This window comes from Halorientalis litorea, assembly GCF_023028225.1.
Classification (GTDB): domain Archaea; phylum Halobacteriota; class Halobacteria; order Halobacteriales; family Haloarculaceae; genus Halorientalis; species Halorientalis litorea.
The window spans coordinates 1-21699 of sequence record NZ_CP095483.1 but is presented as its reverse complement, the minus strand read 5'-3'; the positions used below and the strand labels follow the sequence as shown (position 1 = coordinate 21699).

Here is a 21699-nt window from a genome sequence, read left to right as displayed (position 1 = left end):
GTTGTACCCTGTTCCCCTGATAGTATCGTCACTCCTCGGCGGGACCCTTGTACTTCGATTTGATTTGCTCGCCGTCGCGCCACTGCCAGTAGTTGTACCGGTTGCCGTTGATTTCCTTGACCGTTATCGTGGCCTTCGACGGGACATCCGTGGGTCGACTTTCCGGCTTGGTTCCGGTATCCGGCTCGTCGTCTTCCCCGTCTGTCGTCCGGTCAGTCGTTTCACGGAACTCGGCGAGTGCGTCGGCGTAGGCGGCGACATCGCGAAGGCTGTCCGGTGGGAGGTCGTCGAGTTCCTCGACGAGGCGGTGCGAGAGGGCGTCCGGTGGTGTCGGTGGGGTGCTGGACATCGATTCGGTCGTATTAACCAACACGCTCCGGCAGGTGGTCAATTTGTTGGTTAACTCGGTGCGAGTTTCTGTGGTACCAGTTACCAAACATCGGTTGCCTACAGCAACGCGGTGGTGTGGCGTACTACTGGAGATGCTTGACTTCGTACACGCCCGGTAGTTCGGTTTCCTCGACGGTCACGGAGACTTCCTGTCCCTCACTCGCCGCCGTTTCCGAGACGAGCGTGACGGCCTCGATCGGAGACCGTTGCAAGAACGACCACAGTCGTTCGAGCCACGATGGCGTTCCACCTTTCCGGCAGACCAGCACGTGCCGTCCTGCAGCGAGTGCTGCTAGCTCGCCCTCGACCTCGTATTCGTCGAGGCGGTCCGGGGCGACGGCGTGAACGACAGTTACCCGGAAGGTTTCCATTGCAGTCGCTTCTGACGGACTCGACAGTGATGTGATTGCCGTTCGCGGAGGGCACCGCTGTGTTTCTCGGTTGCCAGCTGTGACGGTTATTTCCAGTCTTAACCAACACCCTCGGGCAGAGCGGGGAGATGTTGGTTAAGTTCGCACACACACCGGGTTTCCGGTGAAATGGGCTCTCAGTGGTCGGCACAGGAGAGAGGGTGGACGATTGTACTGACGGAGACTACTGAGAGGAGAGAGGACGGGGCACGCTGGGGCCAACATTGGACAGTGAGAACGGGCGAATGCGGGCTCATACGGATGTATCGAAGGTTCACTCGAGAGGTAAGGAGGAGGGCCACCGAGTCAGGAGCACCGAGTTACGAGAGAGACACACCGTGTTTCCGGTGAAACTGAGGTTCTGAGAGGGTCGGAACTAGAATTCGGGGACAGTTGTACCGAAAGACTGGCGCGCACACACACCGTGTTTCCGGTGAAACCGGGTGCTAGAGGGACTGGCGAGTCGCTGTAAGCGGGACTGTTTATATAGTGTATCTCTAGGTGGAGTGAGTAGTGCGGCATATATATTAATTAGACTACAAAATGTATAATACAGTACAAGACGAAAAGTCCACTGACTCCTATGGACAAAGTGACAATGAGCTTTAGCTCATTGTAGCTGGAGTCGAAGGACTCCTGAGTTCTCCCTATCCTTCGGACCTTCTCTCCTTCTCTGCTGTCCCTATTCCAGCACGAGCGTGGCTATCTCGGCTTGGTGACGAAACGTTCCATCGTACCATCCGTGCTTTCCGTACTAAGAAGCCCTCTTTGTCCCATTCTCTACGTCAGACTGGTCATACCTTTCCTCACTTGTGTAGCGGCAGTTCACTCCGGTCCGTCTTCTGTTCTGCCGCAACCCCCGCTTCAACTGCACCCCTCCACCTCCCTCCCCCCGTTTCACCGGAAACCCGGTGTGTGTCTCTACCCGGTTCCTTTATAAACCATTTCACCGGAAACCCGGTGTCTCGTTTTGCGCGCCCGACGGACCACGCCGTCGTCTCCTCTCAGGACACGTTACCGGATGTAGCGAGGACATAACTATAGACTGATGTTCTCAATCCCGAGACGGAACAATGTTCGACCTGACCGGTTTTCAGCGAGACATGATGTATCTCATCGCTGGTCTCGATGAACCACACGGCCTCGCGATAAAGGACGAACTCGAGACGTACTACGAGTCCGAAATTCACCACGGGCGTCTGTATCCGAACCTCGACGAGTTGGTCCAGAAAGGGTTGGTCAAGAAGGGGAAAAAAGACCGACGCACCAACGTATACCGTCTCACTGACCGGGGCATCCGGGAGCTACAGGACAGGAAAGAGTGGGAGAACCAGTACCTCGAAGGAAAAGAGTCGATTCCGGTGTAATCCCAACTGGCATCGGGCCGCCACGCAGGCAAAGCGTGTGAGTGAGATTCGACACAGACGGAACGGACCATGACGAGACCAGAACCGACCGGTCCTGACCGACGCCACATCTGCCTGGAGGCGGTCAGTGTAGACCACGCCGATGGCAGATTCAGTTGGACAGTGTACGACCCGAACACCACCGGTGTCGACAGAGACGGTCGATGGATAGTAACCAGTCACGACGCCGTTGTTGACCTGTCCCTCACTCGGTGATGTATCACTCACAAATAAAGTAATCGAGGAGCCCGGGACCCCTCAGACAGAGCGGAAAAGACGACGAAATCGGTATTCTCCCGATCTTTACCGGACTACGTCTCTTCTCTGTCGCTCTCGACGACCGTGTGATAGAGCGAGCAACCAACGAAGCCGAACACTGTCGCAGCCAGCACCGCCGTGCCGGAGAGGGCCGACACCGAGAGCAGAGCTGTACCCACGAACAGAACGGTGCCGAGGCCTGCGATGCCGAGATAGTACTTGTACCAGTCGCGCGAATCGCCCGACTCGGCGTCGAGGTACTGGTACAGTTTTGGTGCAGTCGGACCGAGTGTGATGATTCCGCGGTCCTGATTGAAGTTCACGATTCCCATGTCGGCCATTTTCGGCAGGTGGCACTGGTACAACCCGACGTACACTCGCTTGCGCTCGCGCGACGTAATCGACGCGACGTCCGTGTCGTTCTCCAGTGCCGCGATGTGTTCTGCCAAGTCACTCAGCGTGACTCGGGATTCGTGTTCCCGAAGGTAGTGGACTACTTTCCGACGCCGCTCGTTCTTTAGTATCTCGAAGATGTGGTCGAGTTCAAGCTCTTTGGCCTCTTCCCCGACGGACCCGGCGTCGACAACCTGTTCCGTTGATTCATCTAGTGTCTGCTTTGGTGAGCCGCTAGACCCCGTTTCAGATTTGCTCATCGTTTTGTTTCTCCCTATAGTGTCGGTCTCCCCCCATTCCCACTGATTCGTCGGAGCGGACTCCGTGCAGGCAGTGGTTACAGTAGACCGACGACCGCGTTGGTAGCCCCGATTGTCTCCGAGGCACTAGCAGTAACAATAGTTGACTACTTAACTGTTTGCTGTCGGAATATTAACACTCTACAACGAGACTACCAATAGAATACTAGCTGTTTAAGGACTCAAATGCGGAGAAATCAGGCTATTTATAAACTGCTGGCATTTATGACAATTTATCTGATACTAAAAGAACCAGTTATTTCCACGCCTTTTAAAAATGAATACAGGTTCTATGTCAGGGATTACCAAGACACCGGAGGACCGTGACACTCTACCCGTAACAGATTTCATCCGTCCTGTCCGTCACCGAGTATTTTCAATCGAGACGGGTGGGCTGTCCGGTCGAGGGTGCCTCTCCCGTCCACGACGATACCGCTATCGATGGAATCCCACGGGAGGTTCGTAAATTCCCCGTGGTCGGTCACGAGTACCGCGCCATCAAGGCCGAGGTCCGGAAACGCACTCACTGGAGCGGACCGAACGTCGCACTCGGAGAGGTCTACAACCGGGTCGAACGCGACAGTCTCCACGCCGGCCTCGTGAAGGGATTCGATAACTGCCAGACCTGGTGATTCGCGTGTCTCGTCGACACCCGGTCGGTACGCGATACCGAGGACGCCGACCGTTGCCTCGGCCGGGTCGATACCGGCCGCCGCGAGTTCGTCGATGACCGTCCGGGCGGTGTAGGCTGGCATTTCCTCGTTCACCGACCGTGCAGTCCGCAGCAACGGCGTCTCGGTGTCGAGCGAGTCGATGAGAAAGTACGGGTAGTACGGGATGCAGTGTCCACCGACGCCCGGCCCGGGCCGGTGGATGTCGCAGTACGGCTGGGTGTTCGCCTCCGCGATCCCCTCGCGAACGTCGACGCCGAGTTCGTCTGCGAGTCGTGCGAGTTCGTTGGCGAGCGCGATGTTGACGTCGCGGTACACGCCCTCGAACACTTTGACACATTCGGCAGTCGTCGCGTCCGCGACCCGCCGGACCTCGTTGTCGGTAATCTGGCCGTACAACAGACCCGCGGCCCGCCCGCTCTCCTCGTCCCGGCCGCCGACTATCTTGGGATATGCACCACGAATGTCCCGCAACGCCCGCCCGCTGGCGGTGCGCTCGGGACAGAACGCGAGACCGTACTCGTCGGCCCCGATGTCGCTCTCGGCTTGGAGTATCGGGTCGACCACGTCCCGACACGTCCCCGGAGGCACGGTCGATTCGATGCACACGAGGTCACCCGGCGTCAACCCCGCACCGACTCGCTCGGCGGTTACACGGATGTTCGAGAGGTCTGGCGTCCCGTCCTCGACTAACGTCGGGACGACGACGACGTGAACCCGCGCGGCACGCGCGGCCGCGTCGATGTCCGCCGTCGCGGAGAGTGCTCCCGTGGCGACGGACTCCTCGACCAGTTCGTCCAAGCCCGGTTCGCCAGTAACCGGCGACGCACCGGCGTTGACGCTCTCGACGACACCCGGGTCGATGTCGACACCGGTGACGTTCCCCGTCACGTCGGCGAAGACCGACGCCAGTGGAAGCCCCATCTTCCCCAACCCGTACACGGCGACCGGTACGCCCCCCGCGCGGACCCGCTCGACCTGCTCGTCCGCACCGAGGCGGCAGTCGTACAGTCCCACGGTCGGTTCACTGCTCGTGTGCATGTTGCCCCCGTGAACTGTCTCCCTGCGGAGTGGCCCGCTCACTCACTCGCTGGGCGATTTCCAACACGTCGAGAGCGTCCTCGCCGGTAATCGGCGGTTGCTCGCCCGCCCGAACGGCGTCGACGAACGCCGACAACTCCGCTTTGAGGGGTTCGCCGTTCTCGACGGTCGGGCGTTCGATGATGCTCTCGTGTCGGTATCGTAGGTCCCCGTCCGATTCGTAGTATTCCGGGACCGAGTGGCGGTGAATCTCGACAGACTGGCGTTCGTAGTCGACGCTCACGCGGCAGTCCTCGGCGGTGATGGCGAGGTCCCTGACTTTCTCCTGGGTGACACGGCTAGCGGTGAGGTTGCCGACGATGCCGTCGCTGAACCGTAGTTGCGCGGTAACGTGGTCGTGGTCCCGGGCACTCGCGGCGGAGATGCGCTCGATGTCACTGCCGACGAGATGACCGAGGATGTCGATGTCGTGTATCATCAAATCGAGGACGACGCCGTCTCTCGTGTCGCGGTCGACCGGTGGGCCGAGGCGGCGCACGTCGACGGCGATGATGTCGAGGTCGTCGGCGATGTCGCTCACCGCCTGTACCGCCGGGTTGAACCGCTCGACGTAGCCGACCTGTATCAGCACCCCCTGCTCTCGCGCGAGCCCGACCAACTCGCGGCCCTGCTCGATGTCCGAGACGAACGGCTTCTCCACGAGGACGTGGACCCCGGCCGCTATCGCCTCCCGCGCCACTTCGTAGTGATAGCGTGTCGGCACCGCGACGGACACGAGGTCCGCTGCCTCGAACAGTTGGGTGCGAGAGCGCACTTCTGTATCGTACGTCGTTGCGATTTCGAGTGCTTGCTTCCGGTCGGTGTCGGTGACGCCGACGAGGTCGACACCGTGGACCTCGTCGTAGACGCGAGCGTGGTGACGCCCCATGGCTCCGACGCCGATTACGCCCGCGGCGAGTGTGGACTCAGTCATCGGTTGCGTGGCTCTTGAGAACGCTCGCGGCAGTGTCGAGTGCCGCTTCGGGGCAGTTCGGGTGGACCGGCAACGAGAGGACCTCCCCTGCCGCGTGCTCCGCGACTGGTGCGGTCGCAGTCGTCTCGTCGTACGCCGGTTGCCGGTGAATCGGCGTCGGGTAGTAGACGCCGGTACCGATACCGACCTCGTCGAGTCGCTCCCGGACCGTGTCCCGGTCGTCCACTCTGACGGTGTACTGGTGGTAGACGTGCCGACGCCCGTCGGGTTCGACCGGCGGAACGACGGGACTCTTCTCGAGTGCCTCAGTCAGGTACTCCGCGTTGGCACGGCGGGCGCGGTTGAACGACGGGAGGCGTTCGAGTTGAACCATGCCGAGGGCCGCGGCGACGTTGGTCATTCGGAAGTTGTGCCCGACATCGACGTGGCTGTCCCCACCGTCGCGTCCGTGGTTGACGTACCGTCGGGCACGCTCGGCGATAGCCTCCCTGTCGGTCACTATCGCACCGCCCTCGCCGGTAGTCATGTTCTTGGTCGGGTAGAAACTGAAACAGCCGATGTCGCCTATCGTCCCGACGTGGTCACCCCGGTAGCGCGCGCCGTGGGCCTGACACGCGTCCTCGACCACGGCGAGGTCGTACGTGTCGGCGATATCGGTGAGTGCCTCCATCGCGGCCGGGAGGCCGTAGAGGTGCACGACGAGAAGGGCGTCGACGTCGCCGTCGTGCTGCCGAATGGTGGCTTCGACGGCGTGCGGGTCGAGGTTGTACGTCTCGTAGTCGATGTCAGCGAAGACCGGCTCGGCACCGGCCAGACGGATGGCGTTCGCCGAGGCGATGAACGAGAACGGCGTCGTGATGACCCGGTCACCCTCACCGATGCCGAGGGCTTCGAGTGCTGCGTGGAGGGCCGTCGTCCCGTTGCTCGTCGCGACGCCGGTGTCGGCACCGCAAAACTCCGCGAACGCCTCCTCGAAGGCGGTGACAGTCTCACCTGCGGCCAGCCGTCCCGACTCGACGACTTCCGCCACGCGCTGGGACTCACGCGTGCCGAGTTGCGGGTCGGCGATAGCGACCGAGTGGCTCTGCTCTTCTTTCAGCGACATGCGCTCACCTCCGTGTCGGCTGTCTCGCTCGACGGACCGCTCCGGGGGTAGTACCGGGACAGGGAGTGCTGTGTCACTTCGCCGTGCGTCGTGGGTGGGGCGCGAACAGCAGTACAGGAACTCGGGGATGGCGGCCCGGAGCGGAACCCGAGGCCACCACCGTGTTCGATTGTCGGTTGCACGCCCGAATCCAGTTCGAGACGAGGCTTTGTTATGGAGCCCCTTTATCGGCCCCACAGCCATGGTATAATCGCTCCGTTACCCGAACCTACCCGGACCGATTCAGTCCCCGAGTCGCACTAGTCCTGGTGCTGCAGTCCGTATTCCGGGGCTGTGCGGGTCGAGACCGGCGCGGGCGACGGGTATCACAGAACTACCGCTCGTAAGAGGGGTGTAACAAAGGGACGGGCTGAGAGTTTCCAGCCTACACCAGTCAGAACGAAGGTGGCGGTCCGCCGTATCGGCGAGTGAGTGAACCCGACGTACTGGGGTCCTGATGGCATCCGAACAGGAAGAACTGACACAAGACGTTGTTTTCGACATTCTTAGTAGCTCGCGCCGGCGGTACGTACTGTTCTACCTCCGGCAGGCTGACGAACCGGTCGAACTCAACGACCTCGCCGAGCACGTGGCAGCGTGGGAGAACGAACTACCGGTCGAGGAGCTGTCCGACCAGCAACGAAAGCGCGTGTACGTCTCTTTGTACCAGACACACGTCCCAAAACTCGATTCCATTGGGCTGGTCGACCACGACCAACAGAGCGGCCTCGTCGAGTTGACGGACCGTGCCCACGAAATCGACTCGTATCTCACGGTGTCGACCAGTGACGTTCCGTGGCAGCAATTTTACCTCGGACTCGCCCTCGTCAGTGCCGCGATGCTCACGCTCGTTTGGCTGAGTGTCGGGCCGTTCGCCGCCATTCCAGAAGTTGCCGTCGGTGTCGGCATCACCGTGGCCTTCGCCGTTTCAGCCATCGGTCACTATCTCTACCGACGACAGGAACGGCAACGAATCCCGAGAGAACTGGAACGGAACCGGTGATACATCCGCGCAGTTAAACGGTGTCACGGTTCGCCGAATCGAAATGATGGCCGACCCACCCCTGAGTGGTATCGGTCGTTCAGTCGTGGAGGACGCCGCTTCCGGTACGGAGCGCGCGCATCGTCGAGCACTCTAAGCAGGCGTACACGTTGTCGTCGTTGTCCCCGAAGACGCGTGTGAACGACTCCGTGACGTAACTGCCGCAGTTGCGGCACGTCGTGTTTGTACTTCCTTGGCGCTCGTCGATGACTGCACCTAGTTCCGCGGTCATATCCGATTCGGCGGTGGTCCGGGGGGTGCTTTGTTATACTCGGGCTACTTCCTCCGTTGGCCGTCGTGGCGGATGTCGTCGCACCCCTGTTCGCTATCATCCAATAGGGGCAGCACTGTCCTGCGGTTTCGGTCCTACCAAACGTTCTCACCTCTCACACGGGTGAACGCGGTTACTGAACAACAAGGTCGGACTATATTCGTTCTGCATGAGAAACTATGTACAACAGTTGGATAAGGGGTGTAAAATTATACAGGGTGACGACGAACAGATGGCCACCCGTTCAGTGAGGTGCGTACACGAGACGACGATATCGTGAGCGACACGGTGTGGTGACGCGTCGCGTCTGTGGACGACACTGCTCGACGGTGCGGACCAACGAAAACGACACGCGGAACCCCACGGCTGGGGGAGGCCTGCCACAAATGAACTCAGACTGGGACGACGTCAGCTTCGTCATCAGCTCGCAGTACCGTATCGCCGTCTTACAACGGCTCTCTGACGGCCCAGCGACGCCGTCCAGAATCGCCGACGACGCCGACCTCGGTATCGCTCACATCTCGCGGGCCCTGCAGGGCCTGCGTGACAGAGACTTGGTCGAGCTTCTCGTCTCCGAAGACCGCCGCAAAGGACGAGTCTACGGTGTCACCGAGCGTGGAAGTCAGGTATGGGAGAAAATCGAGGCTGAAAACATGGTCTGACTGCCTCTCCGTGCCCCTCCAGTCGGCCCACTTCCTGCCGATGCTCGCCGATTCAGTCCTCGCTCTCGCCGTTCTCCGGGAGCAACTGCTCGGGAGAGCGCTCGTGCATGGGTGTCTGTGCGAATTCGGTCATCCGCTCGCGTTCCGTGTCTGTCAGCCGTGACGACATACGAGATACATGTAAGAGGGATTTCTGTTTAGTAATACTGAGCTTAGTTTGCGGGAAACCTTCTCATACTCCACTTCGAACGGTGTGTGCGGGCTGTGATGTTGGGCGAGAGCACGGATTGCCACCCTGCCTCAGTAGTGGTACCACGCTTCCAGACCACTCACGGGAGGACACACTTACCGACAGTACCGGCACGACACTGCCGCTACCGGAGACGGGACAGAACGCTACGTGACTGTCGACCCTCACACAGCTAAAGCTGTGGCCCCCTCTTACCGCTGTAGTCTAACTGGTTTCACGAATTGAAGCCCGTCGACCGGAGACCGCTATCCAGGGGAACGGACGGCTCGAAGCCGAGCACTGACCGTGCTTTCGTGATATCTGCCCGGCTGTGAGCCACATCGCCCGCCCGCTCGCTCACGTGCTCGATGGGTACGTCGCGGTCGACGAGGTCTCGGACTGTCTCGGCGAGCGTCAGCACGCTGGTTCCCTGGCCCGTGCCGACGTTGAACGCCTCACCGGTGTGTTCAGTGGTCGCCGCGAGGTGGAGGGCACGGACGACGTCGGAGACGTGGACGAAATCACGCGTTTGTTGGCCGTCACCGTGGACCAGCATCGGGTCGCCGTCACGCGCGCGTTCAAGGAAGGCACCCACTACACCGTTCGCCACACCACCCCCGCGTGGCGGTCCGTACACGTTGAAAAACCGCAGGGCGACGGTCGGCAGGTCGTACAGCGACTGAAACCGTCGTACTTGGAGGTCGGCGGTCAGTTTCGCGATGCCGTAGGGTGAGGCCGGACACTTCGGCTCGTCTTCCGGAATCGGGAGTGCCGTCGGGTGCCCGTAGATGGCGGCACTTGAGGCGAACACGACTCGCGCATTCTCAGCGCGCGCGAGTTCGAGGAGTGCCACCGTCGCACTGGCGTTCGTCTCGTGACAGACGAACGGGCTATCGACCGACGCCCCCACGTCGACCATCGCGGCGAGGTGGAACACGGTGTCCACGCCGTCCATTGCCCGTTCCAGCACGTCCCGATTGCGGACGTCCGCTCCGACGACGCTCGCACCGGCGGGCACGTCCTGTGGTGAACTCGTCGAGAGGTGGTCCAGAACCGTGACCTCGTTGTCCGGGAGCAACGACTCGACGAGGTGCCGTCCGATGAATCCGGCACCGCCAGTGACGAGTACGCGTCGGTCAGATATCGCGTCTTCCATGGTGGACGACGCCCCGGACCGGCCGACAGACGAGGCGACGCAGTTTCCGGGGCGCGCCAGTGGCTACCCGGGTGACGCTAAAAGTTATACGTCGAGTGCCGTCCGCTGTCGGACCCAGCCGTGGAGTAACCGGTATCTACGGTACTACGAACCCGTATTACTGGCAAACCTTACTGGACAGTATTATCGAAACGCGGCCGGACAGAACCGTCCCGAACCGCCTTCGTCAGTAGACGTTCGGCCCGTCGAGCGGCTCGGGGAGCTCGTGGTGGGTCGCGGGCACACCCTTGGCGAGCGTGTCGGGTGGCACGTCTTCGGTTACGACAGCCCCCGCAGCCACGAACGCACGCTCCCCGACGGTCACGCCCGGGAGGACTGTCGCGTTGGCACCGACGGAAGCGTCCGATTGGATGGCCGGTCCCGTCAACGGGACATCCTCTCTGAGTGGGTACGGGTCGTTCGTCAGCACGGCATGCGGGCCGAGGAACACGTCGTCGGCTATCGTCGTCTCCGGCGGGACGTACGCGCCCGTTTGCATACTCACTCGTGACCCGATGGACGCCCGGCCGTCGACGACGACGTCAGTACCGACGACGACATCGGCACCCAACGTCGTCCCCTCCCTGATGACCGCGTTGTGGCCCGTCGTCAGGTTCGGTCCAGCGGTGACGTCCGGGTAGATGATGGTACCGGACCTGACCGTCGCACCGTCGCCAAGCCGTACTGGCCGTGTTCCCGGGCCCGCCGATTCGAACCGTACCGAGGCGTCGATATCACAGTTCTCGCCGAGTTGTACGTTCGTACTCATAGCACATCTCACAAGCTCGTGGAACTGCGGTGTGCGACGACCGCACCTGCCCGCCGCCCCCAGTCCCGTCTGTCGGTGACAAGCAGCCGCGAGGCATTGTTATGGATATCCTACCGGGTCGTGTGAGTTCTCGTCGCTGGACGGCACTGTCTCGGGATGGCTATAGGTGCCTGCCCGTTGGTTCGGTAGCCCGTTACTTTGTTTCTGTACGCCGAGTAACAAAGTGTTCGGGTACCGGAGGCTTCACTGTGGGAACTGTCGTCATCTCCGCTGACGCCGAACTCGGGTGGGGATTCCACGACCTGCGGGACCGGCCCGAGGAACGCCTCGCCAACGCCCGGGACGGGTGGCGGTGGTTCGCAGAACTCTGTGAGCAGTACCAGATACCGACCACGTGGGCCGTCGTCGGCCACCTGTTGTGCGACGATTGCGACGGCCGCCACACCGACCACCCGACACCGGACGGATGGTTCGACCACGAGCGTGGCCCTGACGCGATGCCGCGGTCGCTCCGGTTCGCCGACGGCCTCGTCGACGACATCGTCGAATCCACCGTCGACCACGATATCGGCCTCCACACGTTCTCGCACGTTCTCTTCGACGACCCGACGACGACCCGCGAGGTGGCCCGTGCAGAAGTGGGTCGCGCACTCGATGCGGCCCGAGCACGCGGCCTCGACCCGACGTCGTTCGTCTTCCCGCGGAACAGAATCGACCATCGGGAGGTCCTCGCGTCGTACGGTATCGAATCGTACCGTGGGACTGGCCCCGGTATCCGTGGCCCGGGGCGGACGCTTCGGAAACTCGCGGTGGCGACTGTCGCACGGTCGGACCCTCGCATCGTGACGCCATATGTGGACGACGCTGGCCTCGTGAACGTGCCCGCGTCGCTGTTTCTCTTCAGTTTCGAAGGGGCCGCACGAGCCACGGTCGCACCCGTTTTCGGTGACCCTGTTCTCAGGCACGCGAAACGTGGCATCGACGCGGCGGCCGCCGCCGACGGTGTCTTCCACATGTGGCTCCATCCGAACAACATCGTCACCGACCGCGACGCCCGCCGCATAGAGTGCGTCTTCGAGTACCTCGACCGACGCCGGAACGAGTCCGCGGTCCGTGTTCGCACGATGGACGAGGTGGCCGCCGAAACTCGTGCCGAACACAAGGCGACTGGAATCTCACCGGACTGATGACCGTCCCGGTGACTCTCGGGCTCCATGTCCTGCGATTAAGCACGTCCTAAACCCCACGAGCATCTGCCACACCCCTGAGTTGTAGTCGTGGTGACCCGTTCTCGCAGGGCGACGACGCCAAGACGGCACGCTCAGAGAACGTCCGACTCCCGACCAGCCGATGGGAACCGAGCCACCGGGCGACGGGACGACTCTCGGGATAGCGTGTCTGCCGTCAGAGCATTTCGTCGAGGTCGGAGACGGACTCGCTGTCGGCGACGATGAACGCCTCCTGTCGGAGGAAACCCTCGTCGTGTGGGAGGATGACGTAGTGCCCACCATCGGCGGAGGATTCGGTGATGTCGAGTTCCATCGGGTCGTATCCGAGGTCCTCGGGCTCGGGGTCGGCCGGGAGGTTGTCCCAGTCTTTCCCGTCCGACTCGCTGGCTGTCATCGCTTCTCGCCCCCGGAGCCACAGGCTGCCGGTCCCGTCTGTGGTTCGCTTGCAGTTCCTGCTTCGCTCGGTGCTGTTCTCCGTCCCTCGGTAAGTAGCAATTTCCAACTCGAATCAGCGTTCCGACGACGTGCCATGCTCCGGTAGCATCAACCTACCCAGATAATGGTATCGCCCGTAACACCGCCAAAACCCTATGCTTGGACATTGCTTGGCTTCTGTTAGTTGCCATCTGTATGCAGACTTTGTGCCAAGCCAGCGTCCGCGACCGTAGGATTATACTACTCGGAGCCGGCGCGCGAATGTGTGGGTTCAACACGCATACCACCACGCCGACGGTTCTCCTCCTGTGTTCGGCAACTCGGCTCAGTAATGCCTGTGTAACTATGCGCTCGGATCTCTCGGTTCCGTCTATGCGTGAACACACCCACGGTCGAGAACCACGGGCTGTCTATTCGATTGGCTCGGCAGCACTGTGGCACGGGAGCGAGGGCAGGTGTCTCGAACGGACTGCCGTCACGTTCTCGGAGTGACGATGTGGCCGTGGGAACACGCTGCAGTCGGGTACATCTGCGCCTCACTCGCGTGGCGATGGATTGCACGCCGTCCACCTGGCGACGCGCCGGTACTGGTTCTGCTCTTCGGCACGCAGTTCCCGGATATCGTCGACAAGCCTCTCGCGTGGGGGGTTGCCATCCTCCCCTCGGGACAGTCGCTGGCCCACTCGCTCCTGTTCGCACTGCCTACCGTACTCGTGGCAGGTGTCGTCGGCGTCGCCAGTGGACGGCGGAACCTCCCGGTTTCTTTCGCTGTTGGCTATCTCACACACGTTGCCGGTGATATCCTCTATCCCGTCGCCACGGGCGACCCGCTCGCACTGGGGTTCGTGTTTTATCCGCTCACCGAACCTGCCCCGTATCCCAGCGGTGCGTTCTTCGGTCGGGTTGCCGACCTGTTCACGGAGTTCGTGTCGTTTCTCGGGACACCGACGGGGACGGCGTACCTCGTCGCCGAACTCGGGTTGGTCGGAGTGGCACTCGCTCTTTGGACAGCCGACGGAACGCCGCTACTCGACGCGCTCGGGAGGCGACTCCGCGGCGTTCTCGGTCGATGAACTCGAACCGATGTCGCTTCGATTCGAGAGTGGCGTGTCCGCCTGAGACGAGGACGCTGAGCTCTGTTGCATCGGCTCGGTCCGTTCGAGTGCTTGGAGAAAGTCGTTCACACAGATTGCCTCGCCGCCGAGACGACAGGGGAAGACGAGTAGGATGTCGCCCCTGCTGTAGACGCCGAGAGTAATTCGGGGGGGAATTATCTTCTTGAACGCCTCGTCCGTCACTGCCGAGGTGACGTGCTTCTCCTCGAACGTCCGCTCGACCGAACACGGCTCGTCCTCCCCCCACTGCTGTAGTTCCATCATTCGCTCCAGTATCTCACGTCCGGTGTGGGTTTCGGCGCAGCACCCGTCCGGGCACACGGCGTCCCCCCAAACCGTGACCTCGACCGTCTCCAGACGGCCGCGCTCTGCGAGTTCGCGTAGTTTGCCGATGACTTCCTCTTGACGCTCTCTGGCACCGATAGGTGGAGCGAACGACCTGAGATACACCTCGACGGACACCGGGCGGTCACTCCCTAACGTTCGTGCTTTCTGTTCCAACCACTCATCTGGGTCAACTGAACTGCCGTTCATTGTTTGTTCCCCCCGATTGCTGCATCGGGGACTAGCAGATACGCCCTTCTATCGCGACATAAGTACCACAGACTGTTTGCGCGTCCCGGCTGAGAGTAAGCCTACCCACAGAACGTCTGCCCGACACACTATATCTTGGGTCAGTACATAATTCGTTCTTACGCAGTACCAACTATCCGACAGCCGACGCCCGTGCAGTGTCCTTTCGTCTCCTTTTCCAGTATGTTTAGGATAGTTCTGTCTTATCGACAGGAGAGAACGACACCGAACGATTCAGTCGACTGAGAACGAGATGCCTCGCCGGTGTGCCGATACTCGGCCAAAAGAGCGTGCGCCAGTGGCTGAACCCTGTCTACCCCGGACGGTCGCGTTCTACCAAGCGGTAACCAACAACCGCCGGATAAGCTCGAAGCGTTGGTTAAATCAGCCCGATGAACGAACCGTGCGTGCCCGGGACTCATAGATACCACAGCGCGGAAACCCAACCCTTCAGGGGTGGGAGGAAGCGCGTTCGCTTAGCTACACTACCGCCGTTGCCGGTGGCTGACTCCCCCACTAGACTATATTAATGCTTTTAAGCATGCGTTGTGTTGTGATTAGTATGGAGGTCCGCCGCACCGTCCCGGTCAAACTCGACGTGACCGACGAACAGGCGGACCTGCTCCACGAGACGATTGACGAGTTCCTGTGGGCCGCCAACTACGTCGTAGACGCCGCGTGGGACGGCGAGTGGGCCGAAACGCGCTCGTCGGTCCTCCACGACATGACCTACGACAAGGTGCGCGAACAGACGCCCCTCCACAGCAACCACGTCCAATCGGCTCGTAACCGCGCTGTCGATGCACTTGATAGTGTGGTCGCCAAGTGGTCGAAGGGCGAATACGCATCGTTGCCGACGTTCACGACGCCGTTTTGCGAATACAACCAGCGCAACGCCACGTTCCACGACGACCACGCTTCGCTGTCCACCGTCGATGGGCGCGTTACCGCCGAGTACGTCTTGCCCGGCGAGAACCGTGACACACCCCACTCGCAATATCTCGCATCCGACGAGTGGGAAACGACCGGCGCGACACTCCACTACCGCCGTGGCGACTTCTACCTCCACATCCGAACAAAGGCGGACGTGGACAGCCCCGAACCAGTCGAGAACGGAACGGTTCTCGGCGTGGACCTCGGGATTGAGAACATCGCCGTCACCTCGACCGGCGTGTTCTGGTCTGCCGACGAACTCAACCACTGGCGACAGGAGTATGTCAAGCGCCGCAAATCCCTGCAAGAGTGCGGGTCGCGGTATGCCCACGAGAACGTCCAAGCGGTCGGGCGCAAGGAGACGGGCCACTTCCAGCAGTACCTTCACCGCGTGGCGAACGAACTCGTCGCGGAAGCCATCGACAACGGCTGTACGGTAATCGCCTTCGAAAACTTGACGAACATCCGTGACCGGATGCCCAACGCCCGCAAGTTCCACGAGTGGGCGTTCCGCCGGCTGTACGAGTACGTCTCGTACAAAGCCGAGATATGCGGCATCCACGTTGAGAAGGTGAATCCGAAGAACACGTCGCAGCGGTGTTCGTCGTGTGGGTTCACCCACGAGGACAACCGCCCGGCACAGGATACCTTTTGCTGTCAATCCTGTGGGTACGAGAATCACGCGGACTACAACGCGGCGAAGAACATCGGCTACACACTCCTTCGCAACCAAACCGGGGGTGAAGGAGGCGCACCCGTAGGTGTGCGCTTGAACACCGGGATGCTGAACGCGAACGGGGTCAAACCCGTGCCGGATTCGGTTAGAGCGGGAGTCCACGGTGAAAGCCCACGGCTTTAGCCGTGGGTTAACTTACATCGGGCGGACACGGAAGCCACGGTGAATCCGTATGAAAAGGGTACCGTAGTGCAACCAGTATGACGGTACATCCCACGGCAGAACAGGCGGCTAGCACCCACGCCAGTCGACAATTTCACCGGAAACACGGTGTTTCTCTCAAATTATATAGGTATTTCTACCGGGACGTATATGCGCATCTGGCGAGCTGACAGGTCCGCTCCGTGTAGCAGTAATCACTTCCTACTCTTTATCTGGCTGCCGTCACGAAGGAATCTTACTCTGTTTTACCATCGAAACAGTCGAGTATATTACACACTTTCCGATGAACACGAGTGTGCTGTAAACACCTCTCTGAGGAAACGTGGGCGGCGATTTCACCGGAAGGTCGGTGTCCGTAACCCGGGGAAAGAGTAAAGTCAACTCCACCGGAAACGAGGTGTGAGAGGATGCCCGAATCCGACGACCTGTTCATCCGGCAGGACCCGATATTCGCCAACAAGGAACTGCTGGAGATAAACCACCTCCCGGATGAGGGCCGCATCGTCGGGCGTGACGAGGAGATTCGCAAACTCGCGAACGCGGTCAACCCGGCGATTTTCGGCCAGAGTCCTAGTAACATTCTCATCTACGGGAAGACGGGCACGGGTAAGTCTCTGTGTGCGAAGTACGTCTCCCGGAGACTGATAAATACCGCCGACCAGGAGGGGGTTACCGCGTCGTTCGCCTACGTCGACTGTGCCCAAGACTCGACAGAGACCCAAGCGGTCCAGACCATAGCCAGTGCCCTGAACGACCGAGCGGCCACCGGCGTCAAGATACCCGACCGGGGCATCAGTACCGCGACGTACTACAAACGTCTCTGGTCGATACTCGACGACCAACTCGACGTGACGCTGGTCATTCTGGACGAAATCGACAAACTCGACGGCGACGACATTCTCATGCAACTGTCCCGTGCGGGCGAGGCGGGGAAGATAGAGGACTGCAAAATCGGCGTCATCGGCATCAGCAACAAGATAAAGTACAAAGACAGGATGGACGAGCGCGTCAAATCCAGCCTGTGTGAACGCGAGTTCGTGTTTCCACCGTACGACGCGACCCAACTCAGGGACATCATGGAGGCACGGAGCGACGCGTTCCGTGACAGTGTGCTGGCCGAATCGGTCATCCCCCGTGCGGCCGCACTCGCCGCGAAGGAACACGGCGACGCACGAAAAGCAATCGACATCCTGCGCTACGCCGGGGAGATAGCACAGTCAAACGACATGGATACGGTCCGCGAGGAGTTCGTCATCCAAGCGCGCGAGCGTGCGGAGACGGACCGGTTCCGCGAACTCATCCGGGGGTCGACACCACACTCTCGGTTCGTCCTGCAGGCACTGACAGTTCTGTCGCTCGACGAACCGCACGAAGAAGCGTTTCGGACCACCCGCGTGTTCGACGTGTACCAGCAGATATGCCGACAGGAGGGTGCCGATTCGCTCTCGCTCCGTCGGGTTCGTGACCTACTGAAAGAACACGCGTTCCTCGACATCCTCGAACAGTCGCGTCACAGCGGCGGGAGTGCCGAGGGGAGTTACACCGAACACCAACTTCTCGAAGACCCGGACGTGGTCAAAACGGTTCTCGCCGAAACCGTCGAATGAGATTTCTCCCACTCGGTCGGGGATGCCCACCGGTGTCGAGACTCCTTCTTGTTCGGCAGTTGATGTAACGACTTCCCACGCGCCCCAAGGTCATAAGTACATTCGCCTGTGACATCATGTATGGGAGACACGTCAGTCACCTATAGCGTCGTGCAAGAAGTCGCCGAGCGGAAAGACGTGCCACCCGAGGAACTGCGCCCGCTTAGCGACGTGGTGGACCCGGAGGCGTTGGACGCGCTCTTTGCCTCTGCCCCCGGTACCGACCACCGCGAAGGGAGGGTATCTTTTGCCTACGAAGGACTCTCCGTCACCATCGACCAGAACGGCTCAGTCTCGGTGACAGCGAGTCAACAGGACGGGACGACGTGACTCCGCGCCCACGTGCGGCGACGGAAGACGGGACCTGACCGTGTCTTTCGTACTCACTCACGAGCATACTTATCCCTCCCACTCCGTACTCCCGTATGGCACCGACACACGTTCTCGTTCCCCTCGACGGGTCGCCACTGGCTGACGACGCGTTGACACACGCACTAGAGACGTTCGACTGTCGAGTAACGGTGCTGAACGTCGTCACACCCATCGACACCTCGATGAGTGAGGGCGGCATCCTCGAACCGGATGACGACCGGCACGAGAGTGCGGCGGACCGTGCCGAACAGATGGTCGAGCGAGCACGCGAGCGCGCGACGGCGGCCGGCCGGCGTGTCGAAACGGTGGTGGAGTCCGGTGACCCTGCAGACACCATCGTCGAGTACGTCGAAAACCACGACGTGGACCACGTGGTGATGGGTGGCCACGGTGGGACACGGGACGAACTCGCGCGCCGCCTCCTCGGGACCGTCGCGACGGCCGTCGTCGGGGAAGCCCCCGCCACCGTTACCGTCGTCCGGTGATGGTATTCAGCCGAGGATGGCTGCGAACAGGCGATAGACGCCGAACCCGATGACGACCGACGTCCCGAGTGTCACGACCCAGAAGGTGACGGTGACGCCGATTTTCCGACGCGAGACGCCCGCCGACCCGCCAGCGAGGCCACCGCCGATGACGCCGGAGATGATGATGTTGTTGAACGAGATGGGGATGCCGAGCGCGATGGCCACCTGCGCGATGACGAACCCCGGGACGAGGGCGGCGATGGACCGCCTGACGCCGAGTTGTGCGTACTCCCGGGACGTGGCTTGGAGCAGTCGCGGCGCGCCCATCCACGCGCCGCCGAGAATCCCGGCGGCACCGACGGCGAGTAGGGCTAGTCCCGGCAAACCGAGTTCCGCCCGGTAGAGGTTCTCGAGGGGCCCGGTGGCGAGGCCAACCTGACTGCCACCGCTGGAGAAGGCGACGACGCTCCCGAGCAGGACGAGGAACGTCCGGATACCCTTATCGGCGGACACTTGTGTCCGGCCCCTGATGAACTTGAAACTCAACAGTGCGAACCCGAGCGTGACCGCTACTGTTACCGGGTCGATGTCCGCCACTGTCGGCAGGTTGAGGACGCTCGCGCCGAACCCGGCGAGCGACGCCTGTGTCTCTCCGGGCGGTGACGGGATGATGCTCAACTCGACGTTCGCCACTATCGCCCCGACGACGGCGGCTAGAAGCGGCACACTGACAGTCTCGGGGATGTCGTCACGCCGGAGTATCGTGGCCGTGAAATACGCTAACCCACCGGACACCGGAGGCACGAGTGCCCAGAACACGAGGATGCGCTGGTACGTCTCGAAGGTGGGGGACCCGCCGAGCGACAAGCCGACACCGATCATCGCGCCGGTGGTGGCGAACGCGGCGGGGACTGGGTACCCGGAGTAGATGCCGAACGCCATGAACCCCGCCGCCGTCAAGAGGCCTGCCGTCGCCGCCAGTGAGGTAATCGCCACTCCGTCGATGAGTCCGGCACCGACCGTCTCCGAGATGCTCCCGCCCTGCGTCAGCGCGCCGAGTGCGGCGAGGATGCCGATGAGGAAGGCGGCCCGCATCGTGGAGATGGCGTTCGCGCCGATGGCGGGTGCGAATGGTGGCGAGTTGCTGTTGGCACCGAGTGTCCACGCAGTCAGTAACCCTGTCCCCGTCGCGAGGCCGACGAGTCCCCAGAACACCACTTCGACCATTCGCTTATCCCCCCTCCTCGTGACCGCGCTGACGTGACGTGGATTCTCTCATCTCGTAAGACGTGTACGCCAACCGGATGTAAGGTTTCGCGCGAAGATGTCGAGTGCTACAGGTCGTACCCCCACTCGCGCAGAACCGCCTCGGCGTCGTCTAGGTGTGCCATCCCGGCGAGATAGATGGCTTCCCGGGCGTCGGTCCGTGCGAGGTCCCTGTCGAGGCGGGACTCTAACTCTCGTTCCGCGTCGACTGCCCGCTCGTGGGTGTCTGCCTGTACGAACAACTGATGGACCTCGGGCCGTTCGTCCTTGACCCGCTCTCGACGAAGGACGAACGGGAGTTCCTCGCGGGAGAGACCGGCACTCTCCGAGTCACCTGTCGGTGGTTCCGACTCCTCGGCCACCGTTTCCGACGGCCGCTCCGGCATCGACTCGTCCGCTGTGTCCTCTGACTGTTCGTCGTCCGCGAAGGGGTCGGAAGCACCGGACTTCATGCGACCACCTCGCGTTCCTCCTCTGCGATGTCAGCTTCGGACAGGTCGACGTCGAACTGCGCCGCGATGAACCGCGCGAGTTCGTCGAACAGTTCGAGCGTCTCCCGTTCCCGCTGTGGTCGGCCGTGATTGGCGACGTACTCGTACGCAGTCGTTTGCTCGTCCCACGCGCCGTTCAGCATCGCCTCCCGAACGGGAATCTGGACGGGCGCGACCGGGTACGAGACGTCTTCGAGTGCTTCCTCGTACTTGTCGCGCATCCGTGTCCGGCGCACCTTGTTGGGAACGACGGCGACGACACCGACCTCGGAATCGAGTTCCGCTTCCAGATTCGACACCGTATCTTCCAAGCCGCGAAGCGACTGCTCGCCCTTCGGTGACAGTTCGAGCGGGATGACGACGTTGGACGTGGCCGAGACGGCGTTGTAGACGTGTTGGCCGCCGGTCGCGGGCGGGTCGATGACGACGGCGTCGTACGTCTGCGAGAGGTTGGCATCCCGGAGGACGCGGCGAAGCTGTAGTTCTTTCACGAACCGGCCGCCCATATCGCGCTCCATCTCCTGTGCTCGTTGGAGGTTCGTCTCCAAACTGTCGAGCATGTTGTGACTCGGTACCACGTCAAGCCCGTGGGTCGTGGTCCGAACGAGGTCGGCGAACTCGCCCTTCGGCCGGTCGATGAGGTGCCGAACGATGTTGTCGACGTCCGGGTCCGCCCTGTCGTCGTCGACGCCGAGGTGGTGGCTCGCGCCGCCGTTCTGCGGGTCGAGGTCGATGAGGAGCGTCCGCTGGCCGTGCCGCTGGTGTGCAGCTGCGAGATTGACCGCCAGAGCCGTCTTCCCGACTCCACCGGCCTCGCTCCACAGCGCGTACGATATCATACAGTACTAGCTAACACACCTATTGCACATAAATACTCGTCAGACATTCTGAACAGTATTATTAATAATATTGCCCAGTATTTCTGTTCAGTATTATTGGGCAGTAGCAACATTTGATATTACTGGCAGATGTTACTGCACGGTACTACTGTACTGTAACACTGGTGTGTATCGCTGGTCGGTATTGCTGACTGGATGGTTGGACGCGTTCGTCGACTTCGGACCATCGCTTGACTGCCCTCGTCAGTCTGCCTACTGCCCCCGCTGGTCCCCTGGCCCTCT

23 protein-coding genes are annotated in these 21699 nt (G+C 61.4%); 9 read left to right on the top strand and 14 right to left on the bottom strand.

From position 1 onward, the window contains the following. Nucleotides 1–28 precede the first annotated feature (28 nt). Complete coding sequence (locus tag MUG95_RS15045; protein ID WP_247010607.1) at nt 29–349, bottom strand: hypothetical protein; 321 nt, start codon at nt 347–349, stop codon at nt 29–31. A 124-nt stretch (nt 350–473) separates the two neighbouring features. Then, nucleotides 474–761, bottom strand: a complete 288-nt coding sequence (locus MUG95_RS15040) for a DUF7526 family protein (RefSeq protein ID WP_247010606.1) — start codon at nt 759–761, stop codon at nt 474–476. A 1112-nt stretch (nt 762–1873) separates the two neighbouring features. Here MUG95_RS15040 and MUG95_RS15035 point away from each other — a divergent pair. Next, the gene (locus MUG95_RS15035) at nt 1874–2167 is read left to right on the top strand and encodes a PadR family transcriptional regulator (RefSeq protein ID WP_247010605.1); all 294 of its coding nucleotides are present in this window, start codon (nt 1874–1876) and stop codon (nt 2165–2167) included. Nucleotides 2168–2517: 350 nt separating this feature from the next. On the opposite strand, the gene MUG95_RS15030 is transcribed toward MUG95_RS15035, so the two are convergent. The 4 genes from MUG95_RS15030 to MUG95_RS15015 form a co-directional block, all read right to left on the bottom strand. Beyond that, on the bottom strand, nt 2518–3117 hold the full coding sequence (locus MUG95_RS15030; protein WP_247010604.1) for a DUF7344 domain-containing protein: 600 nt from the start codon (nt 3115–3117) through the stop codon (nt 2518–2520). A 386-nt stretch (nt 3118–3503) separates the two neighbouring features. Further along, a complete protein-coding gene (locus MUG95_RS15025; protein WP_247010603.1) occupies nt 3504–4868 on the bottom strand; it encodes a nucleotide sugar dehydrogenase in 1365 nt (454 codons plus the stop codon). Beyond that, nucleotides 4852–5841 carry a Gfo/Idh/MocA family protein gene (locus MUG95_RS15020; RefSeq protein WP_247010602.1) on the bottom strand — a complete coding sequence of 330 codons (990 nt, stop codon included), beginning with the start codon at nt 5839–5841 and terminating at the stop codon, nt 4852–4854. Before MUG95_RS15020 ends, MUG95_RS15025 begins: the two co-directional genes overlap by 17 nt. After that, nucleotides 5834–6946 (bottom strand): DegT/DnrJ/EryC1/StrS family aminotransferase, encoded by a 1113-nt coding sequence (locus tag MUG95_RS15015; RefSeq protein ID WP_247010601.1) that lies wholly within the window; start codon nt 6944–6946, stop codon nt 5834–5836. The genes MUG95_RS15020 and MUG95_RS15015 overlap by 8 nt, the downstream gene beginning before the upstream one ends. A gap of 496 nt (nt 6947–7442) precedes the next feature. On the opposite strand from MUG95_RS15015, the gene MUG95_RS15010 reads away from it, so the two are divergent. After that, nucleotides 7443–7988 (top strand): DUF7344 domain-containing protein, encoded by a 546-nt coding sequence (locus tag MUG95_RS15010; protein ID WP_247010600.1) that lies wholly within the window; start codon nt 7443–7445, stop codon nt 7986–7988. Nucleotides 7989–8067: 79 nt separating this feature from the next. On the opposite strand, the gene MUG95_RS15005 is transcribed toward MUG95_RS15010, so the two are convergent. Next, nucleotides 8068–8259, bottom strand: coding sequence for a DUF7563 family protein (locus MUG95_RS15005; protein WP_247010599.1), 192 nt, complete (start codon nt 8257–8259; stop codon nt 8068–8070). Nucleotides 8260–8684: 425 nt separating this feature from the next. Here MUG95_RS15005 and MUG95_RS15000 point away from each other — a divergent pair, with 425 nt between their 5' ends. After that, nucleotides 8685–8960: a winged helix-turn-helix domain-containing protein gene (locus MUG95_RS15000; protein WP_247010598.1), complete on the top strand. Its 276-nt coding sequence runs from the start codon at nt 8685–8687 to the stop codon at nt 8958–8960. A 464-nt stretch (nt 8961–9424) separates the two neighbouring features. Here MUG95_RS15000 and MUG95_RS14995 read toward each other — a convergent pair whose 3' ends face one another. Together MUG95_RS14995 and MUG95_RS14990 are read right to left on the bottom strand one after the other, a co-directional pair. Next, entirely contained in the window at nt 9425–10345 is a 921-nt protein-coding gene (locus tag MUG95_RS14995; protein ID WP_247010597.1) for an NAD-dependent epimerase/dehydratase family protein, read from the bottom strand. 226 nt (nt 10346–10571) lie between these two features. Then, on the bottom strand, nt 10572–11153 hold the full coding sequence (locus tag MUG95_RS14990; RefSeq protein WP_247010596.1) for an acyltransferase: 582 nt from the start codon (nt 11151–11153) through the stop codon (nt 10572–10574). Nucleotides 11154–11401: 248 nt separating this feature from the next. Here MUG95_RS14990 and MUG95_RS14985 point away from each other — a divergent pair, with 248 nt between their 5' ends. Continuing rightward, nucleotides 11402–12340: a polysaccharide deacetylase family protein gene (locus tag MUG95_RS14985; protein WP_247010595.1), complete on the top strand. Its 939-nt coding sequence runs from the start codon at nt 11402–11404 to the stop codon at nt 12338–12340. A 217-nt stretch (nt 12341–12557) separates the two neighbouring features. On the opposite strand, the gene MUG95_RS14980 is transcribed toward MUG95_RS14985, so the two are convergent. After that, complete coding sequence (locus MUG95_RS14980) at nt 12558–12776, bottom strand: hypothetical protein (protein WP_247010594.1); 219 nt, start codon at nt 12774–12776, stop codon at nt 12558–12560. A 535-nt stretch (nt 12777–13311) separates the two neighbouring features. On the opposite strand from MUG95_RS14980, the gene MUG95_RS14975 reads away from it, so the two are divergent. Then, nucleotides 13312–13890, top strand: a complete 579-nt coding sequence (locus MUG95_RS14975) for a metal-dependent hydrolase (RefSeq protein ID WP_247010593.1) — start codon at nt 13312–13314, stop codon at nt 13888–13890. Here the strand turns inward: MUG95_RS14975 and MUG95_RS14970 are convergent. Continuing rightward, nucleotides 13843–14466: an HTH domain-containing protein gene (locus tag MUG95_RS14970; RefSeq protein WP_247010592.1), complete on the bottom strand. Its 624-nt coding sequence runs from the start codon at nt 14464–14466 to the stop codon at nt 13843–13845. The genes MUG95_RS14975 and MUG95_RS14970 overlap by 48 nt on opposite strands. A gap of 601 nt (nt 14467–15067) precedes the next feature. Here MUG95_RS14970 and MUG95_RS14965 point away from each other — a divergent pair. From MUG95_RS14965 to MUG95_RS14950, 4 genes are all read left to right on the top strand, one after another. Continuing rightward, nucleotides 15068–16297 carry an RNA-guided endonuclease InsQ/TnpB family protein gene (locus tag MUG95_RS14965; RefSeq protein ID WP_247010591.1) on the top strand — a complete coding sequence of 410 codons (1230 nt, stop codon included), beginning with the start codon at nt 15068–15070 and terminating at the stop codon, nt 16295–16297. Nucleotides 16298–16743: 446 nt separating this feature from the next. After that, nucleotides 16744–17943 carry a Cdc6/Cdc18 family protein gene (locus tag MUG95_RS14960; RefSeq protein ID WP_247010590.1) on the top strand — a complete coding sequence of 400 codons (1200 nt, stop codon included), beginning with the start codon at nt 16744–16746 and terminating at the stop codon, nt 17941–17943. A gap of 120 nt (nt 17944–18063) precedes the next feature. After that, nucleotides 18064–18312, top strand: a complete 249-nt coding sequence (gene ddfA / locus MUG95_RS14955; RefSeq protein WP_247010589.1) for a DdfA family disk-determining factor — start codon at nt 18064–18066, stop codon at nt 18310–18312. 95 nt (nt 18313–18407) lie between these two features. Beyond that, nucleotides 18408–18839 carry a universal stress protein gene (locus MUG95_RS14950; RefSeq protein WP_247010588.1) on the top strand — a complete coding sequence of 144 codons (432 nt, stop codon included), beginning with the start codon at nt 18408–18410 and terminating at the stop codon, nt 18837–18839. 6 nt (nt 18840–18845) lie between these two features. Here the strand turns inward: MUG95_RS14950 and MUG95_RS14945 are convergent, their stop codons facing one another. From MUG95_RS14945 to MUG95_RS14935, 3 genes are all read right to left on the bottom strand, one after another. After that, a complete protein-coding gene (locus MUG95_RS14945; protein ID WP_247010587.1) occupies nt 18846–20048 on the bottom strand; it encodes an inorganic phosphate transporter in 1203 nt (400 codons plus the stop codon). A gap of 107 nt (nt 20049–20155) precedes the next feature. Then, complete coding sequence (locus MUG95_RS14940; protein WP_247010586.1) at nt 20156–20539, bottom strand: DUF7970 domain-containing protein; 384 nt, start codon at nt 20537–20539, stop codon at nt 20156–20158. Further along, entirely contained in the window at nt 20536–21417 is an 882-nt protein-coding gene (locus MUG95_RS14935; protein WP_247010585.1) for a ParA family protein, read from the bottom strand. The genes MUG95_RS14940 and MUG95_RS14935 overlap by 4 nt, the downstream gene beginning before the upstream one ends. Between the last annotated feature and the right edge of the window lie 282 nt (nt 21418–21699).

Excerpts from the sequence above, each read along its gene's own strand:
- MUG95_RS15045 (WP_247010607.1), bottom strand. The coding sequence starts at position 349 with ATGTCCAGCACCCCACCGACACCACCGGACGCCCTCTCGCACCGCCTC.
- MUG95_RS15040 (WP_247010606.1), bottom strand. The coding sequence starts at position 761 with ATGGAAACCTTCCGGGTAACTGTCGTTCACGCCGTCGCCCCGGACCGC.
- MUG95_RS15035 (WP_247010605.1), top strand. The coding sequence starts at position 1,874 with ATGTTCGACCTGACCGGTTTTCAGCGAGACATGATGTATCTCATCGCT.
- MUG95_RS15030 (WP_247010604.1), bottom strand. The coding sequence starts at position 3,117 with ATGAGCAAATCTGAAACGGGGTCTAGCGGCTCACCAAAGCAGACACTA.
- MUG95_RS15025 (WP_247010603.1), bottom strand. The coding sequence starts at position 4,868 with ATGCACACGAGCAGTGAACCGACCGTGGGACTGTACGACTGCCGCCTC.
- MUG95_RS15020 (WP_247010602.1), bottom strand. The coding sequence starts at position 5,841 with ATGACTGAGTCCACACTCGCCGCGGGCGTAATCGGCGTCGGAGCCATG.
- MUG95_RS15015 (WP_247010601.1), bottom strand. The coding sequence starts at position 6,946 with ATGTCGCTGAAAGAAGAGCAGAGCCACTCGGTCGCTATCGCCGACCCG.
- MUG95_RS15010 (WP_247010600.1), top strand. The coding sequence starts at position 7,443 with ATGGCATCCGAACAGGAAGAACTGACACAAGACGTTGTTTTCGACATT.
- MUG95_RS15005 (WP_247010599.1), bottom strand. The coding sequence starts at position 8,259 with ATGACCGCGGAACTAGGTGCAGTCATCGACGAGCGCCAAGGAAGTACA.
- MUG95_RS15000 (WP_247010598.1), top strand. The coding sequence starts at position 8,685 with ATGAACTCAGACTGGGACGACGTCAGCTTCGTCATCAGCTCGCAGTAC.
- MUG95_RS14995 (WP_247010597.1), bottom strand. The coding sequence starts at position 10,345 with ATGGAAGACGCGATATCTGACCGACGCGTACTCGTCACTGGCGGTGCC.
- MUG95_RS14990 (WP_247010596.1), bottom strand. The coding sequence starts at position 11,153 with ATGAGTACGAACGTACAACTCGGCGAGAACTGTGATATCGACGCCTCG.
- MUG95_RS14980 (WP_247010594.1), bottom strand. The coding sequence starts at position 12,776 with ATGACAGCCAGCGAGTCGGACGGGAAAGACTGGGACAACCTCCCGGCC.
- MUG95_RS14975 (WP_247010593.1), top strand. The coding sequence starts at position 13,312 with ATGTGGCCGTGGGAACACGCTGCAGTCGGGTACATCTGCGCCTCACTC.
- MUG95_RS14970 (WP_247010592.1), bottom strand. The coding sequence starts at position 14,466 with ATGAACGGCAGTTCAGTTGACCCAGATGAGTGGTTGGAACAGAAAGCA.
- MUG95_RS14965 (WP_247010591.1), top strand. The coding sequence starts at position 15,068 with ATGGAGGTCCGCCGCACCGTCCCGGTCAAACTCGACGTGACCGACGAA.
- MUG95_RS14960 (WP_247010590.1), top strand. The coding sequence starts at position 16,744 with ATGCCCGAATCCGACGACCTGTTCATCCGGCAGGACCCGATATTCGCC.
- ddfA (WP_247010589.1), top strand. The coding sequence starts at position 18,064 with ATGGGAGACACGTCAGTCACCTATAGCGTCGTGCAAGAAGTCGCCGAG.
- MUG95_RS14950 (WP_247010588.1), top strand. The coding sequence starts at position 18,408 with ATGGCACCGACACACGTTCTCGTTCCCCTCGACGGGTCGCCACTGGCT.
- MUG95_RS14945 (WP_247010587.1), bottom strand. The coding sequence starts at position 20,048 with ATGGTCGAAGTGGTGTTCTGGGGACTCGTCGGCCTCGCGACGGGGACA.
- MUG95_RS14940 (WP_247010586.1), bottom strand. The coding sequence starts at position 20,539 with ATGAAGTCCGGTGCTTCCGACCCCTTCGCGGACGACGAACAGTCAGAG.
- MUG95_RS14935 (WP_247010585.1), bottom strand. The coding sequence starts at position 21,417 with ATGATATCGTACGCGCTGTGGAGCGAGGCCGGTGGAGTCGGGAAGACG.